At 33.2% G+C, this 15,715-nt stretch carries 12 protein-coding genes and 1 other RNA gene; 5 read left to right on the top strand and 8 right to left on the bottom strand.

The window, feature by feature from the left end; translation table 11 throughout:
• Positions 1-25 precede the first annotated feature (25 nt).
• Both fsa and ffs read right to left on the bottom strand, forming a co-directional pair.
• The gene (fsa, locus tag FGM02_RS16770; RefSeq protein ID WP_139959655.1) at positions 26-679 is read right to left on the bottom strand and encodes a fructose-6-phosphate aldolase; all 654 of its coding nucleotides are present in this window, start codon (positions 677-679) and stop codon (positions 26-28) included.
• Positions 680-755: 76 nt separating this feature from the next.
• An RNA gene (gene ffs, locus FGM02_RS16765) (signal recognition particle sRNA small type) lies at positions 756-854 on the bottom strand.
• 192 nt (positions 855-1,046) lie between these two features.
• Here ffs and truA point away from each other — a divergent pair.
• Positions 1,047-1,799, top strand: a complete 753-nt coding sequence (gene truA, locus FGM02_RS16760; RefSeq protein ID WP_139959654.1) for a tRNA pseudouridine(38-40) synthase TruA — start codon at positions 1,047-1,049, stop codon at positions 1,797-1,799.
• Positions 1,792-3,567 (top strand): ABC transporter ATP-binding protein, encoded by a 1,776-nt coding sequence (locus tag FGM02_RS16755; protein ID WP_139959653.1) that lies wholly within the window; start codon positions 1,792-1,794, stop codon positions 3,565-3,567. Before truA ends, FGM02_RS16755 begins: the two co-directional genes overlap by 8 nt.
• Here the strand turns inward: FGM02_RS16755 and cdaA are convergent.
• Positions 3,559-4,332 carry a diadenylate cyclase CdaA gene (cdaA, locus tag FGM02_RS16750; RefSeq protein ID WP_243739436.1) on the bottom strand — a complete coding sequence of 258 codons (774 nt, stop codon included), beginning with the start codon at positions 4,330-4,332 and terminating at the stop codon, positions 3,559-3,561. The two genes, FGM02_RS16755 and cdaA, sit on opposite strands and share 9 nt — an antisense overlap.
• Positions 4,333-4,389: 57 nt before the next feature.
• On the bottom strand, positions 4,390-5,181 hold the full coding sequence (gene nadE / locus FGM02_RS16745) for an NAD(+) synthase (protein WP_139959651.1): 792 nt from the start codon (positions 5,179-5,181) through the stop codon (positions 4,390-4,392).
• Positions 5,182-5,312: 131 nt separating this feature from the next.
• Here nadE and gldB point away from each other — a divergent pair, with 131 nt between their 5' ends.
• Positions 5,313-6,272, top strand: coding sequence for a gliding motility lipoprotein GldB (gldB, locus tag FGM02_RS16740; protein ID WP_139959650.1), 960 nt, complete (start codon positions 5,313-5,315; stop codon positions 6,270-6,272).
• A gap of 73 nt (positions 6,273-6,345) precedes the next feature.
• Here the strand turns inward: gldB and FGM02_RS16735 are convergent, their stop codons facing one another.
• Positions 6,346-8,595, bottom strand: coding sequence for a M1 family metallopeptidase (locus tag FGM02_RS16735; protein WP_139959649.1), 2,250 nt, complete (start codon positions 8,593-8,595; stop codon positions 6,346-6,348).
• 51 nt (positions 8,596-8,646) lie between these two features.
• On the bottom strand, positions 8,647-9,144 hold the full coding sequence (locus FGM02_RS16730) for a DUF6702 family protein (protein WP_139959648.1): 498 nt from the start codon (positions 9,142-9,144) through the stop codon (positions 8,647-8,649).
• A gap of 122 nt (positions 9,145-9,266) precedes the next feature.
• Here FGM02_RS16730 and pepE point away from each other — a divergent pair, with 122 nt between their 5' ends.
• On the top strand, positions 9,267-9,977 hold the full coding sequence (gene pepE / locus FGM02_RS16725) for a dipeptidase PepE (protein ID WP_139959647.1): 711 nt from the start codon (positions 9,267-9,269) through the stop codon (positions 9,975-9,977).
• A 113-nt stretch (positions 9,978-10,090) separates the two neighbouring features.
• Entirely contained in the window at positions 10,091-12,658 is a 2,568-nt protein-coding gene (locus tag FGM02_RS16720) for a VPS10 domain-containing protein (protein ID WP_166461213.1), read from the top strand.
• Positions 12,659-12,718: 60 nt separating this feature from the next.
• Here FGM02_RS16720 and bshC read toward each other — a convergent pair whose 3' ends face one another.
• Positions 12,719-14,311 carry a bacillithiol biosynthesis cysteine-adding enzyme BshC gene (gene bshC, locus FGM02_RS16715; RefSeq protein WP_139959645.1) on the bottom strand — a complete coding sequence of 531 codons (1,593 nt, stop codon included), beginning with the start codon at positions 14,309-14,311 and terminating at the stop codon, positions 12,719-12,721.
• Positions 14,312-14,516: 205 nt separating this feature from the next.
• On the bottom strand, positions 14,517-15,698 hold the full coding sequence (locus FGM02_RS16710; protein ID WP_139959644.1) for a THUMP domain-containing class I SAM-dependent RNA methyltransferase: 1,182 nt from the start codon (positions 15,696-15,698) through the stop codon (positions 14,517-14,519).
• Between the last annotated feature and the right edge of the window lie 17 nt (positions 15,699-15,715).

The raw sequence follows: 15,715 nt of genomic DNA, 5'->3' as shown, positions 1-15,715 counted from the left end.
GTCTCGTAAACTAAGAATTTAATTTCTAGTTTCCTTTTGCGTAATCTTTTAAGAATTGCGCCAAACCACTATCTGTTAAAGGGTGCTTTAACAATCCTGTAATAGAAGATAAAGGACCAGTCATAACATCAGAACCAATCTTCGCACAATTAACAACATGCATAGTGTTTCTTACTGAAGCCGATAAAATTTGCGTTTTAAAGTCGTAGTTGTCATACACCAATCTAATTTCTTTGATCAAGTTTAATCCATCTGTAGAGATATCATCTAAGCGTCCTAAAAATGGAGAAACATAAGTAGCACCTGCTTTTGCCGCTAATATAGCTTGACCAACAGAAAATACTAAAGTTACGTTTGTTTTGATTCCTTTGTCAGAAAAATATTTACAGGCTTTAATTCCAGCAGCAATCATTGGAAGTTTCACAACAATTTGTGGATTCAAAGCAGCTAACTCTTCTCCTTGTTGAATCATTCCTTCATAATCTGTTGCAATAACTTCTGCAGAAACATCACCTTCAACGGCTTCGCAAATTGCTTTGTAATGTTGTAAAATGTTTTCGGCTCCAGTAATTCCTTCTTTAGCCATTAAGGATGGGTTTGTAGTTACGCCATCTAACACTCCTAAATCTTGAGCTTCTTTAATTTGCTCTAAATTTGCTGTATCTATAAAAAATTTCATTGTATTGGTGAATTAATTAATTAAGACGCCAAAGTTAGTACAATTAAAACAAGAAAAGGAAAATTTAGGGCATAAAAAATGGCAAGCTACCTACATCACACTGCTACAACCTTGTACCCTTGCTGTGTTCCCACCCTGGGGGATTCCGAGGGAGCTAGTTGTGTAGGACTTGCCGAGGCAAAATTACAATCATTTTTCAGTTTTCACAATGTTTTTTGAATAAAATTGTAGCTTTTTTTTAATTGATTCAAAACAAATACGTTACTTCTTTTCTAAGGGAATAGGCTAAAGTGTTTCCTTAGGAAAATGTTGAGATATCGGCAATTTGTTGTTGGATTATGTATCTTTGTTCAGTAAAAAAATCACAGTGAAACGTTACTTTATAGAACTATCTTATTTTGGGAAAAATTACCACGGTTGGCAAATTCAACCTGACGCCATTTCTGTGCAAGAAATGTTAAATAAAGGGTTTTCGAAAATATTGAATTGCAGTATAAAAGTAAATGGTGCAGGAAGAACAGACACAGGGGTTCATGCTTCGCAAATGTTTGCTCATATAGATACCGATGTATTACTTGATCAACCAGAATATTTGTACAAAATAAATTCAGTTTTACCTGATGACATTGTGGTTGCTGCTATTTTTCAAGTAGATGATGAAGCCCATACTCGTTTTAGCGCAATAAGCAGAAGCTATGAATATCAGATTTATTTAGGGAGAAATGCTTTTTTATTAGATACCACTTGGCAATTACACTCGCAATTATTAGACATTGATAAAATGAACAAAGCGGCGGCTGTTCTTTTAAATTATAGTAATTTTAAATGTTTTTCAAAATCGAAAACAGAAGTGAAAACCTATAATTGTAAAGTAAGCCAAGCCGAATGGAAACTTGAAGGAGAGACTCTTACCTTTTATATTACTGCGGACCGGTTTTTAAGAAATATGGTACGCGCCATTGTAGGTACGCTAGTTGCTGTTGGAAAAGGAAAAGTAACTATTAGTGAATTTGTGACTATTATAGAAAATCAGGATAGGAGGAATGCAGGGACATCTGCTCCGGCTAGAGGTTTGTTTTTAACTTCAGTTGTCTATCCTAATACAATTAGATATGAGTAAAAAAAATACAGGGAAGGTTTTTGATATGGATATTTTTATGCGACTCATGAGCTTTGCAAAAAAATATAGGATTCATTTTTTTATGGCGTGCTTTGCGGCTATTTCTTTAGCAATTATAGCTGCTTTTAGGCCTTATTTAATTATTGAAACCGTTGATGGCTATATAAAAACCAAAGATCAAGAAGGTTTGTTGTATTATTCTATGTGGATACTTAGTGTGTTAATTGTAGAAGTGCTTTTGCATTTAAGCTTTATCTATATTGCCAATTGGTTAGGACAGCATATTATTAAAGATATTAGAATTCAACTTTTTGAACATGTTATAAAATTCAAAATGTCCTATTTCGATAAATCTTCGGTAGGACAAATGGTAACTAGAGTGGTGTCTGATGTAGAAACCATTGCACAGTTTTTTGGTCAAGGACTTTTTATGATTGTAAGTGACCTATTAAAAATGGTGGTTATTGCTGCTTTTATGCTGTATACAGACTGGAAATTGGCCTTAATTTCATTTACCGTACTTCCTGTTTTAATTTATGCTACAAAAGTATTTCAGCGTTCTATAAAAGTGGCGTTTCAACAAGTAAGAACCCAAGTTGCAAGTTTGAATGGCTTTGTTCAGGAACGAGTGACAGGAATGAAAATAGTACAACTTTTTAGTCGTGAAAAAATTGAGTACGATAAATTTGTGGGTATCAATGAAGTTCATAAAAAGGCACACATCAAAACCGTTTGGTATTTTTCTATATTCTATCCCATTGCTGAAATATTATCTTCAGTAGCGGTCGGATTAATTGTTTGGTTTGGAGGCTTAAATGTGGCTTTTGAAGGTACTGTAACAACGGGTGAAGTCATTGGTTTTATCATGATGTCGGAAATGTTATTTAGACCCTTACGACAAATTGCAGATAAGTTTACAACGCTTCAAATGGGAATGGTTGCAGGAAATAGGGTTTTTGAAATTATGGATACTGATGAAATAATTTCCAAAGAAGGAAATGTAGCGATTGATAAATTAGAAGGAACAATTTCTTTTAAAGATGTTCACTTTAGTTATGTAAAAAGTGTAGAAGTTTTAAAAGGAATTTCATTGGAAGTTGAGGCCGGTAAAACCATTGCTATTGTTGGTTCCACAGGGGCTGGTAAATCCACGATTATTAATTTAATCAATCGTTTTTATGAAATAGATTCAGGTTCTATTTGTGTAGATGGTGTGGATATCAAAGATTACAAATTGCATTCTTTGCGAAACCATATTGCCATTGTGTTGCAAGATGTGTTTTTGTTTTCAGATTCGATTCTGAATAATATTACCCTAAAGAAAAAAGAAATCACCTTAGAACAGGTAACTATAGCTGCGAAAAAAATTGGAATTCACGATTTTATCATGTCTTTACCCGGGGGGTATCATTATAATGTAAAGGAGCGTGGTGGCATGTTGTCTTCTGGTCAACGCCAATTAATTGCGTTTTTACGAGCGTATGTAAGTGACCCTTGTATTCTTATTTTAGACGAAGCTACTTCGTCTGTAGATTCCTATTCAGAACAAATGATTCAGTATGCTACAGATACAATAACCAAAAATAGAACTTCCATTATAATTGCGCATAGGTTGGCAACTATTCAAAAAGCAGATGCTATTATTGTAATGGATAAAGGCTTGATTGTAGAACAAGGAAGTCACCATGAACTTTTAAAAAGAGAAAATGGGCATTATAGAAACTTGTTTGAAAAACAATTTTCAGATGAAGTTGTAGAACTAAACTAAATAGCCTTTAACTTTATCCAATAAATCTTCGTTCGATTCAAATAGTTCAAATTCACCGTCTTTTATAAGTGAAATTTTTCCTGTTTCTTCGGAAACTAAAATACAAATACAATCGGTTCTTTCGGTAATTCCTATAGCGGCTCTATGTCGCAGTCCAAAACGATTTGGTAGGACTTTCTCTGAGAGTGGAAGCACAACTCTTGTTGCGGTAATAAAATTGTCTTTTATAATGGTAGCGCCATCATGCAAGGGAGAATTTTTATAGAAAATACTTTCAATAATGGGCACATTAATTTCTGCATTCATGTAATCTCCGTTTTGTTTGACAAAATCTAAGTTGTTATTTCTTTCAATAACCAACAAAGCCCCTGTTTTGGTTGTAGACAATTTGATGCAAGCAGAAACGATGCTTTCAGAATCTATTTCAGTATTTATTTCTGTTTTTAAAAATTTTAGTTGCTTGATAAAACTTCTTTTAGAAGAAATATTTGCCGAACCAAGCATTAATAAAAATTTTCGCAGTTCAGGGTGAAATATAATTAGCAACGCAATGGCTCCTCCACCTACCAAAACTTCTAAAATACCACTCAGCATTTCCATTTTTAAGGCCTGTGTTATTTTGTACATTAAAAACACAATGGTAATTCCAATAAAAATATTAATGGCAACAGTTCCTTTTAGCAATTTATATACATAATACAAAAGTACACCAACCAGTGTTATGTCAAGTGTGTCTAAAAAAAGGTTGTAGTTTAAAAAGTCCAAAGAAATAATTTTAGGAGAAAATAATAGGTGTTTTTATTGCAATGAAAATTCAGAAGCTTAATTTTTTAAATCTTCTGAAATTTCACAAACAGGTATTGGATTCATTTTATGTTGGTTGTTTCTATGCAATCTTGTGTAAATATCAAAAACTTCTTTTTCTCTTCCTGATAAATCAGTATTTGTGACGCCGTCTTTTGTTTGTTGCATGGCAATTTCTAATTCGTCATAAGAAGCGCCAATTTGATCTTCATCTGTTCTACTATCTCCAAACAATCCATCTGTAGGAGCTGCATTTTGAATAGATTCAGGAACATTTAAAACAGCACCTAAAGCAAATACTTCCGATTTAACTAAATCTGCAATGGGGCTAACGTCAACGCCACCATCTCCGTATTTGGTGTAAAAACCTACGCCAAAATCTTCAATTTTATTCCCTGTTCCTGCAACCAAAGAGGAATTTAAACCGGCAATATAATACAAGGTCGTCATTCTTAATCGAGCTCTGGTATTGGCCAAAGTCAAATCTTTAAGGGCATTGGATTCGGATGTAGCAAAAGCGGTTTGAAAAGTTTCAAAAGATTCCGTTAAATCCACACGAACATCACTTACATTGCTATAGTTTTCTTTAAGTTGTGCAATATGGTCTTGTGCTCTGGTAACCTGACTTACAGCTTGGTGTATAGGCATTTCTACACAAATGGTAGGCAAACCTGTTTTTGCACATAATGTAGACGTTACAGCAGAATCAATTCCCCCTGAAACACCAACCACAAAACCTTTTACGTTTGCTTTTGTAGCATACTCTTTTAACCAATTTACAATGTATAATGCAACTTTTTCAGAATTCATAATCAATAGTTTTTTAGTATTTTTGATCCAAACAAAAGTAAACAATTTACGACTCAATATATACGCTTGTTTCGCGTTTCGTAAAAAAACAAGTTTTTAACAGTTTTCACTCATATTTATACCCGATTTTAATGAAATATTATCTTTTTGGAGTTGCCTTATTCCTGGTTTTTATTCAATGTAAAACAGATACAATAAAAACGGTGGATGTTTCTAATATTAACGTGCAAACCGAATTTATTGATTTTCATAAACAGTTTTATCAATTAAAACCAACAGAATTACTTGCTTTTAAAAAGAAGCATGCTTTTCTGTTTCCAAGCGCTGTTCCGGATAGTATTTGGTTGGCTAAATTAAAAGACCCCAATGAGCAGTTATTGTTTTCAAAAGTGGACAGTGTTTTTGGTTCTTGTATTGCACTTGAAGCAGAATTGCTGGATTTGATGAAACACATAAAGTATTACAAACCTAGTTTTAAGTCACCAAAAACCTATAGCTTAATTACAGATTTGGATTATGAAAATAATGTTGTGTATGCAGATTCACTTTTGTTTATTTCCTTAGATATGTTTTTAGGGGCAACATCGGAAGTGTATGCAAGTTTTCCAGAATATTTGTCGGAAAATTATACCAAAGAACAGGTCGTTATTTCGGTGGCTAAAGAAATTGCCGCCAAAAATTTTCCAATACAAAATGGAAGAACTTTTTTAGAAAGAATAATTTACAAAGGAAAACAACTTTATTTGTTGCAAAAACTATTGCCAAAAAAAGAAGATTCAGAAATTATAGGATATAGCAAGGAAAAATTTGCTTGGGCGATGCACAATGAATCGCAAATATGGGCTTATTTTGTAAGTAATGAATTGTTGTATAGCACCGATCAAAAATTAAACGCTCGGTTTATTGATCCCGCTCCGTTTTCTAAATTTTATTTAGATATGGATAAAGAATCGCCAGGTGGAATTGGCAAATGGTTGGGCTGGACTATTGTAAATGCGTATATGCAAACAAATAAAAAGACTTTATCAGAATTGCTTCAAACTGATGCTGAAACGATTTTTAGAAAATCGAAATACAAACCTAAAAAATAAAGAAACTCCTTAAAGTCTAGAACAAAAAAAACACCTGAATTCAGGTGTTTTTTTGTTCTTAAAAAGAAATAGATTATTTCTTTAAAGCTTCTTTCTTTTTGTCAAATTCTGATTTTTCAGCTCTTGGCCATAAATTATTTGATGGATCTACATCAGCAGTTTCCAAATCAGGATCTACAACAATTGTTTTAATTTTTTTATTTGAAGTCACAATCTTTTTAACTTCTTGATCGTTTTTTCTCCAGATTTTAGCTGGATAAGTAATTCTTTCTTTTGAATCGTCCTCGTAGGTGTATTCTACAATAATTGGCATTACCAAACCTCCTGGTTTGTTAAATGTGATTTCGTAAAAATAGCTAGGTATTTTTGCATCTGCTCTACGAGAATATTTAGTGTCAATATAATTAGAAAGCAATTTAATATCCATTGCGTTTTTAGGTTCATTCGCTGTAATAGAATCGGTAGATAGATAAATACTTGGTCTAATTTGATCTTCAGCAACTCCGTATTGTTTGGCTATTTTTATCACAGCCTTAGTGGGTTTGTTTGTAATTCGATACAAATCTACATTTTGAATACCTATGTCAGAAACATCGGTAGTGTAAAACCAACCTCTCCAAAACCAATCCAAATCCATACCAGATGCATCTTCCATGGTTCTAAAGAAATCTTCAGGTGTTGGGTGTTTAAACATCCATCTTTGAGAATAGGTTCTAAAGGCATAGTCGAATAATTCTTCTCCTAATATTGTTTTTCTTAACATGTACAAACCAGCAGCTGGTTTTGTGTATGCATTTGGACCTAATTGTTGAATATTATCGGCCTGTGTCATAATAGGAGAAATATTGCTTTGGTCTCCTGTCATATAAGGAATAATATCTTTAGGTAAATTTCCTGTGTTGAAATTTTTATCGAAAGACAATTCAGTCAATGTTTCAATAAATGAATTAATTCCTTCGTCCATCCATGCCCATTGACGTTCATCAGAATTCACAATCATAGGAAAGAAATTGTGACCAACTTCATGGGTAATAACTCCAATCATGGCATCTCTTGTTCTGTCAGAATAGGTTCCATCTGGTCTAGGTCTTCCGTAATTCCAACATATTTGTGGATATTCCATTCCTTGGTTTTTAGAATGTACAGAAATTGCCTTGTGATAAGGATAGTCAAATGTATATTTTGAGTATTCTTTTAAAGAATGCGCCACTACTTTTGTAGAGAATTTTTCCCATAATGGATTTCCTTCTTTTGGATACAAAGAATAAGCCATCACGGTTTTACCATTGATGTTTACAGCCATCCCGTCCCAAATAAATTTTCTTGAAGAGGCAAAGGCAAAATCACGAACATTTCTAGCATCAAAAGTCCATGTTTTTTGTTCTTTACTTTTTGTTTTCTCAGCTTCTTCTGCTTCTTTTTGAGTAATAATTAGGTAAGGCTCGTCAAAAGAAGTCTGTGCCTTTTTAAAGCGCTCGTATTGTGTTTTTGTCAATACCTTTTTAGGATTTTTTAAAACTCCTGTTGCATTTAAGATATGATCTTTTGGCGTGGTAATATTTACTTTGAAATCTCCAAACTCTAAAGCAAACTCACTTCCTCCCCAAAATTGTAAATTTTGCCAACCTTCAACATTGTTATAAACGGCCAAACGTGGATAAAACTGTGCAATTACATACAAGTTATTTCCATCCTTAGGAAAATGCTCATAGCCAGAACGATCTCTTACAGGGACATGGTTATTGATGTTGTACCACCATTTGATGTTGAATTTAAATTTTTTACCAGAAGCCAAAGGTTTCGGTAATTCTACACGCATCATTGTACGGTTGATGGTATAGTTTAAAGGATTTCCTTTCCTGTCTTTTATATGTACAATATTGAAACCACCATCAAAAGGTTCGCCAATAAATTTTGTTGCAAATTTTTCAGGACTGTATAATAAATCTGGACCACCGCCTTCAATATCCGGACTTTTAGAATCTTTGGCTCTTTTGTTTTGTTCTAGTTGTACCCATAAATACGTTAAGGTGTCGTCTGAATTGTTGTGGTATGTTATCGATTCTTCACCACTTAATTTTTGGTTTTCTTCATCTAAAACAACATCCATCTCATAATCTACTTGTTGTTGCGTGTAGTTTACTCCAGGTGCACCAGAAGCCGTATGTTGGCTATTGGGTGTTGCTAATTCTTCTTTTAGTTGTTTAAATTTGTTCTGATTTGTGTGTCCGGGCTGGCGATCGTTATTTTCCGTTTCTTGTGCAAAACTTAAAGTATAAGAAAACAATAAAATAGCAATAAATGCGAAGTTGATTTTTTTCATAAAAGGTATTTAATTGTGGGCAAAGTTAATTATTGTGTAAGGTGAATGTTGTTAAAACTTTATTAAACATTTGGAGTTTCTATTGTCTAGTATAAAGCTCTTGTTTTTGTTGAAAGCATTTACTTTGACAATATTATTTTGTTCATCAAATGTTTGCGTCAATAGTTGGTTGCTGATTTCTATTTTTTTTAAATTGCTAATAGCGGTTACCTCTAAATAAAAAACAACCTGATCATTTTGATATTCTGATCCAATATATTGAAAGGGAACTAAGGAATCATTCACAATAAACGCTAGGTTTTTAGATAAATAATCTTGGTAAATTTTTCCAATATTTTTTGGTTCACGCTCAGTGGCCAATTCAATTTCAGTTTTTAATCGGTCATTTAATTCCGTTTGTAAGTCGTCAATAAAAACCCGGGAAGTTATTTGAAGCGCTTTCTGTTCAGCCACAAAGTTTATTTGTGTGATACTCATATAGTATTTATGAACTGTAAAAGAAGAACAAAAGAGTACGATAACAAGCGCTATTAATTTGAGTTTTTTCATATAAGGTTATGTAAATGTAAAGATGCCATTTTATAAAACTAAAAACAATAAATAAATGTTAGTCAATTTTTGGTTTTTCTTGGTACTTTTCCCCTTTATTTTTTTGAACCAATATGTCTTTTATGAGAAATATGATTATTGCCAGTACGTCTACTTTATACAATTCTAGTTATTTAGCTTATTTACAAACAGAACTTACAAAACTTTTAAAAAATGTGAAGGAGGTTTTGTTTATTCCTTATGCCAGACCAAGTGGATTGTCTTATGACGAATACACAGCAATTGCTCAGGAAGGTTTGCTTTTTTGTGACGTGAAGGTAAAGGGAATTCATGAGTTTTCAAACGCAAAAGAAGCTATTAACAAGGCACAAGCTATTTTTGTAGGTGGAGGAAATACTTTTGTTTTGGTGAAGGAACTGTATGAACAAGCTATTTTGGAACTTCTGAAGGCAAAAATTGAACAAGGCACTCCTTATTTAGGAACAAGTGCAGGAAGTAATATTTGCGGACCTACCATGCAAACCACAAATGATATGCCCATAGTAAAACCACCTTCATTTGAAACATTGGGGTGTTTGCCTTTTAATATCAATGCTCATTTTTTAGTAGCTGATAAAAATTCAACACATAAAGGAGAAACTAGAGAGACAAGAATCAAAGAATTTCATGTGTACAATAACACTGCCGTTTTAGGTTTGCAAGAAGGAAGTTGGTTAGACGTAAAAGAAGCTATTGTTTTAAAAGGAAATTTGGATGCCTATTGGTTTCAAAAAAATAAGCCAGTGAAAATATGTACACCCAATACTGTTTTTGACGAAGTAGCTTCTGAATAGCTACATATTACCAAAACTATACATTATATGAGTTAATCTATACATGTTTGTGTTAGTATTGAATGTTAGGTTTTATATTTGAGCTAAGTTCTATAAATAGAAATACAAGCATCATGAAAACACCAATTTTATTTTTACTTGTTTTAATGCAAATTGTAGCATTTGGGCAGACTTCCAATTATTTTAAAAAATTACAAACACAAAAAGTTCCTAGCAATCCAAGTGTAAAATGGACGGTAATTGGTCCTGGAACTTCAGGATATAGTGAAGAGCTAAATATACATCCTTACGATAGCAATGTCATGTTTTTAAATTACGACATGGGGAACGGTTATGGTACTTGGAATAAGGGAGATTCTTGGACAACACTGAACGAATATGACGGTTTGGGCAGTAAAATAAAACCTTTTAAAACGGCCTTTTCAGTAACAAATCATGATTTTGGAATTATGAAAGGTGCGGCAGGAACTGTTTATACAACAAACAATAGAGGTAGAAATTGGATAGAAATTAAAAATTTCCCAAGCAAGAAAAAATTCAATGCAGTAGCTATAGATCCTAAGAATGATGCCGTTTGGTATATTGGTGCGGGGCAACATTGGCGTGTAAAAGGTGTACATAGAAGTTTAAAAGAACCACATGGTACCAAATACAGAAATACGGAATATGGGTTTATTTATAAAACTACAGACGCAGGGAAAACATGGGAAAAAATAATGAACAATATTTCTAAAGATTTAGATATCTTAAGAATTTTGGTAGACCCTAGAGATTCAACTAATTTGTATGTGTTAACCAATTTCGGGTTTTATGTTTCTAATGATGCTGGCGCTTCGTGGAAAGAAAAAAAACTAGGATTGCCTTTCAATGACGCTCGTGATTTGCAAAGTTATTACAATGCGAAAACAGGTGCGTATTATTTATATTTATTGTTACAAACACATTATAAAGAAAATGGACAAACAACAAAAGCTTTAGGAGGTGTTTATAAAAGTGAAAATAATGGTGAGGATTGGATATCTATATCAGGTAACTTAGATATTGATATGACTCAAATATCAGATTATTCTTCAAAAAATTATTATTATAAAACCATCGCTTACTGGTTTGGTATTTCTGTTAAAGAAGCTAAAACAAAGTTTCCCAATTTCCCTAAATCCACCATGCCTGTTTATAATAGGATTGTAGTGAATCCAATCAATCCAAACGAAGTTTATATTTCAAACAATATCAAACACGACATGAGTTTTTCTCCTGCAGAATTGATGAAAACGGAAGACGGTGGTGAAAATTGGTTTGTGTGTGCACGCGCTGGTAATTATTGGAAAAATGGAAAAGACAAAGTCTATTGGGATTCTAGAAATAATCCTACTGGAAATAACATGAGTTTTGCCCATTTGGATGCGACAGCAAATGGGGAAGGTAGCTCAAAAGCTTTTAGAGATTTGCAAATCAATGCTGAAGGAGAAGTATTTACCGTTTACGATCAGCAATTGTTTTTAAGTAAAGATCATGGGAAAACTTGGCAACAACGTGACGATATAGAAACAGCCCCTGGCAGTGGTCATTGGGTTGGTAGAGGAAATAGCAATTTGCCTGGTTTTGGTTTGAATGTACAAACAAAAATGAAAGGACAGTATCTATTTGCTTCTGAAGAACATGGAATTTGGAGAAGTACGACAGATGGGGATCAAGTGTATAAAGGAGCGGTGGCTTTAAAGCAAATTGAAGGACAGGCTTTGGAGGTAAATCATTACAAAGCGGCTACCAGTGCTCCTGAAATTTCTATAGATCCGAACAATGCCAATGTTTATTATATTTTGCCCAATAGACAACATCATGCTGGGCATCTTAGAAAATCTGTAGACGCAGGTAAAACTTGGTTCAATATTTCAGAAAAACCCATGGTGAAATTTAACCCAAATGGGGTCTTGTTTTTATTCAGTCATATTATAGATAAAAAAGATTCCAATCGAATGTTATTTAGCATTCCTTCACATACTCAAAGGGGATGGCATACCTCAAAATGGATGGTAAATGGTTATTTAAGAATGACAGAATTTAACGATTTTGGTGTGCATTTGAGTAGCGATGGAGGTAAAACTTGGAAAACGAGTAACAAAGGTTTACCAAACCGACCCAATGTAATGCAAATGACTTACGACGAGGATTATAAAAATATTTACGCAGGTTTGGGGCGTAGTTTTGAAAAATCTGAAGGTGGTTTGTACAAAAGTAAGGATGATGGAGAATCTTGGAATAAGGTAAAAATTCCTCAGGAAATTAAAAGTGTCAATTTTGTTGAAATTGATAAAAATGGGATTATTTATTTGGCCTGTGGTGAAGGTGGAGCCGCCATAAATGATGGGGGTGTTTACAGAAGTAGCAACAAAGGAAAATCATGGGAAAAGATTTTTGAGATGCCACATATAAAAATGGTCAAAATTTCACCTTTAGATGCTGAGACAATTGCGGTAATTGTGGCACCAGGGAAAAAGGTAAAAGAATTGAATAGCGGTATTTATATTTCAAAAAATAATGGAAAAAACTGGACGAAAATTAATTACGGTTTGGGTCAAGTGGATAAAATGACCGGATTTGAATTTGATCCCTATGATGAAAATGTATTTTGGTCTTCTTGCCACGGAAGCGGATTTGCAAAAGGAGTGTATAAAAGGTAATTTATTTTCATTGTACAAAACAAAACAGTCGACTTATATAAGTCGACTGTTTTGTTTTAGCTATAAGCTAATTACAGAAAATTGCAAGCTCAATGGATCTAATTCTTGTAATAAAATGGGAATTAATTCTTGTCCGTGCTCAATATAAAATTCAGCAAAATTTACATTTCGTTCTTGCAAACCTTGTCTTGGAAATAATTCGTTTTGAATTTGTGTTATACGAGATAGCTTGTCTTGTAAATTCTTCTTTTCAGCTTTTAATAAGCGTTTTTCTAAATTTAAAAATCCTTTTAATTGCTTTTTCTCTTGCGCTAGTAAAGCACCTTCAAAAGTTTTATTTGTTTGAGAAACTAAGGGTTTTAAATCAGAAAATAGTTTTGCTAATGTTTCTTTTTGAGCAGAGAAATCTATCGTTAATTCTGACAATTCTTTTGTTTTCGTGTTGACAAGCGCTTCTTGTTTTAAAAACAATTCTTCAATTTTTATTTCTAGTTTTTTAGCTTTACGAGCTTGTTTTTCGTTGATTAATAGTACCGAATTACGAACTAATAAAATAGGAAAAGGAACAGCAACTTTGTCGAACATAGCTTTTAATTGCAGCCAATAAGCAATTTCTCCACCACCACCAATATAGCAAAGGTTGGGCAAAACCACTTCCTGATACAAAGGCCTCATAATTACATTTGGACTGAAATATTCTGGGTGCTTATTTAGTTCCTCTAAAATTTCAGTTTTTGTAAGAGTGATGGCAGTATTATTTATTTTAAAAAGTTCGTCTTCAAAAATAATACGTTCTCTTAAGCCATCTTTTATATAAAACAAATTAATGTCTCTTGGGTTGACTTGCACCTTATAATTTTCCTCTAAAAAAGCGTTTGTTATTTGCAATGAATTGATGGCCACGTTGTCTAGCAATTCATTTTTAGCATAGGGCGTAAATAATTGTTTGAGTTGTTTATCATCACCATCAACGATAACAAGTCCATGAGCACCAAACAATTCATTAACAATATAGCGAGTGGCTTCCGTAAGGTTGTCGTGTTCTAAATAGCCTTTTCTAAATAATTCTTTTAAATAGTTGGCATTTTTACTAGAACCAATTTCTTTTGAAAATTCCTCAAAAGCCGTATCCAAACCTTTTGTAGAATGAATTCCTACTGGACCAGAACTTTCTACATCCCATTCAATTTTGGTGTTTTTTACAAAAAAATGATTGATCTCTTCAAAATCATGATCTTCTGTCGCCATCCAATACACTGGGACAAAGTTTTGTTGTGGAAATTCAGCCTTTAATTGTTTTGCTAAGTTTATTGCTGAAACAATTTTGTATAAAAAATACAAAGGTCCGGTAAACAAATTTAATTGGTGTCCCGTAACAACAGTAAAGGTGTTTTTTAAAGCAAGTGCCTCTATATTTTCTTGAGTTTGCTTTGTGACTTGTAATTTCGAAAATTGAGTTTGCAACGATTCAACCAATATTTTTCTTGATTCAAAAGGAAATTGAGATTCCTTTAAGGCGATTTGTTTTTTAAAACCAACAAGATCTGGAAATTCACCATAAAGGCCATCCAACTTTGGGTTTTTAGAAACATAATCACAAATTAATTTTGAAATATAGCCTGTGTTTTGAAAGGGAATCTGTGTGTGTTGCATTCTTTGTCTACGAGTAAATCTGTCTTTTTGTCGAATTCTATATAGAACCTAACATATAAGGCTAAATTAAACATATTCCTGTAATCCGAAATAGTGTTTGGCAAGCTTTAAGATTAATTTATGAGAAAGTAAGTTACACGCATAAAAAAGGTCGAATTGAAAATACAATTCGACCTTTTTAAAATATTTTAAAAGAATAAAATCCTTATTCTTCGGTGGTTCCCCATTCCGTTTTTTGTGGTTTTCTAGAGCCTTCGTACAAATCATAACGTACCAAACGGCAATCTAAATCTCCATTTTTTAAAGGTATTCTTTTTGAGGTTCTTAAACCTACATGTTTTAACGCTTGTAAATCGGAAGTAATAAACCATGCGGTAGATCCAGGATATCCAAATTTTAAGGTATCTCCAATGTTTTTATAGAAGCCTTCAATATCTGCCAATTCTAATCTTTCTCCATAAGGCGGATTGAACATAATGGTGGTGTTTCCAAAAACTTCTTTTTTAGAGTTGAAGAAGTTGACATGATGTACGCCTACAAAATCTGATAAATTCGCGTTTTCTATATTTTCTTTCGCTTTTTGAACAGCTGAAGGAGCCTTATCGAAGCCCATTATTTTAAAATGAGAACTACTAATATGCTTTAGTAAGGAGTCTTGAATGATGTAAAATAAATCTTCATCAAAATCAGGCCAGTTTTCAAAAGCAAAATGTTTTCTATTGATGTTGGCAGGAATACGACAAGCAATCATGGTTGCTTCAATCAATATAGTTCCAGAACCACACATAGGATCTATAAAATTCTCTTCACCCGTATAACCCGATAGCAAAACCAAACCGGCAGCTAAAACTTCATTGATAGGGGCAATATTTGTAGAACTTCTATAACCTCTTTTATGCAAAGAGTCACCCGAACTATCTAAAGAAACCGTACAAAAATCATCTTTGATATGTATGTGGATTTTTAGGTCAGGATATTTTAAATCTACATTAGGACGCTTGCTGTATTTATGTCTGTAATAATCAGCAATGGCATCTTTAGATTTTAAAGAAATATAATGAGAATTGGTGGTAAAGAAAGATGAGTTTACAACAGAGCCAATAGAAAAAGTTCCATCCACATCTAAAAAACTTTCCCAACGTATTTTTTGAAGATTGTCGTACAGGTCTTTTTCACCTCTTACTTTAAATTTTCGGATAGGCTTTAAAATACGAATAGCCGTACGCAAGGCAATATTGGTTTTGTACATAAATCCAGTATCTCCTTTAAAGGAAACATTTCGTACACCCACAACGACATCTAGAGCGCCTAAATCTCTTAATTCTTTAGCTAATACTTCTTCCAGACCAAACATGGTCACAGCCACCATTTGAAAATTTTTCTCCATAAAATTCTTCTTAAGCT

Source organism: Flavicella sediminum (assembly GCF_006381105.1).
Lineage (GTDB): Bacteria > Bacteroidota > Bacteroidia > Flavobacteriales > Flavobacteriaceae > Flavicella > Flavicella sediminum.
Note: the sequence above shows the minus strand (reverse complement) of the source record. Positions and strands in the feature narration are given on the sequence as shown.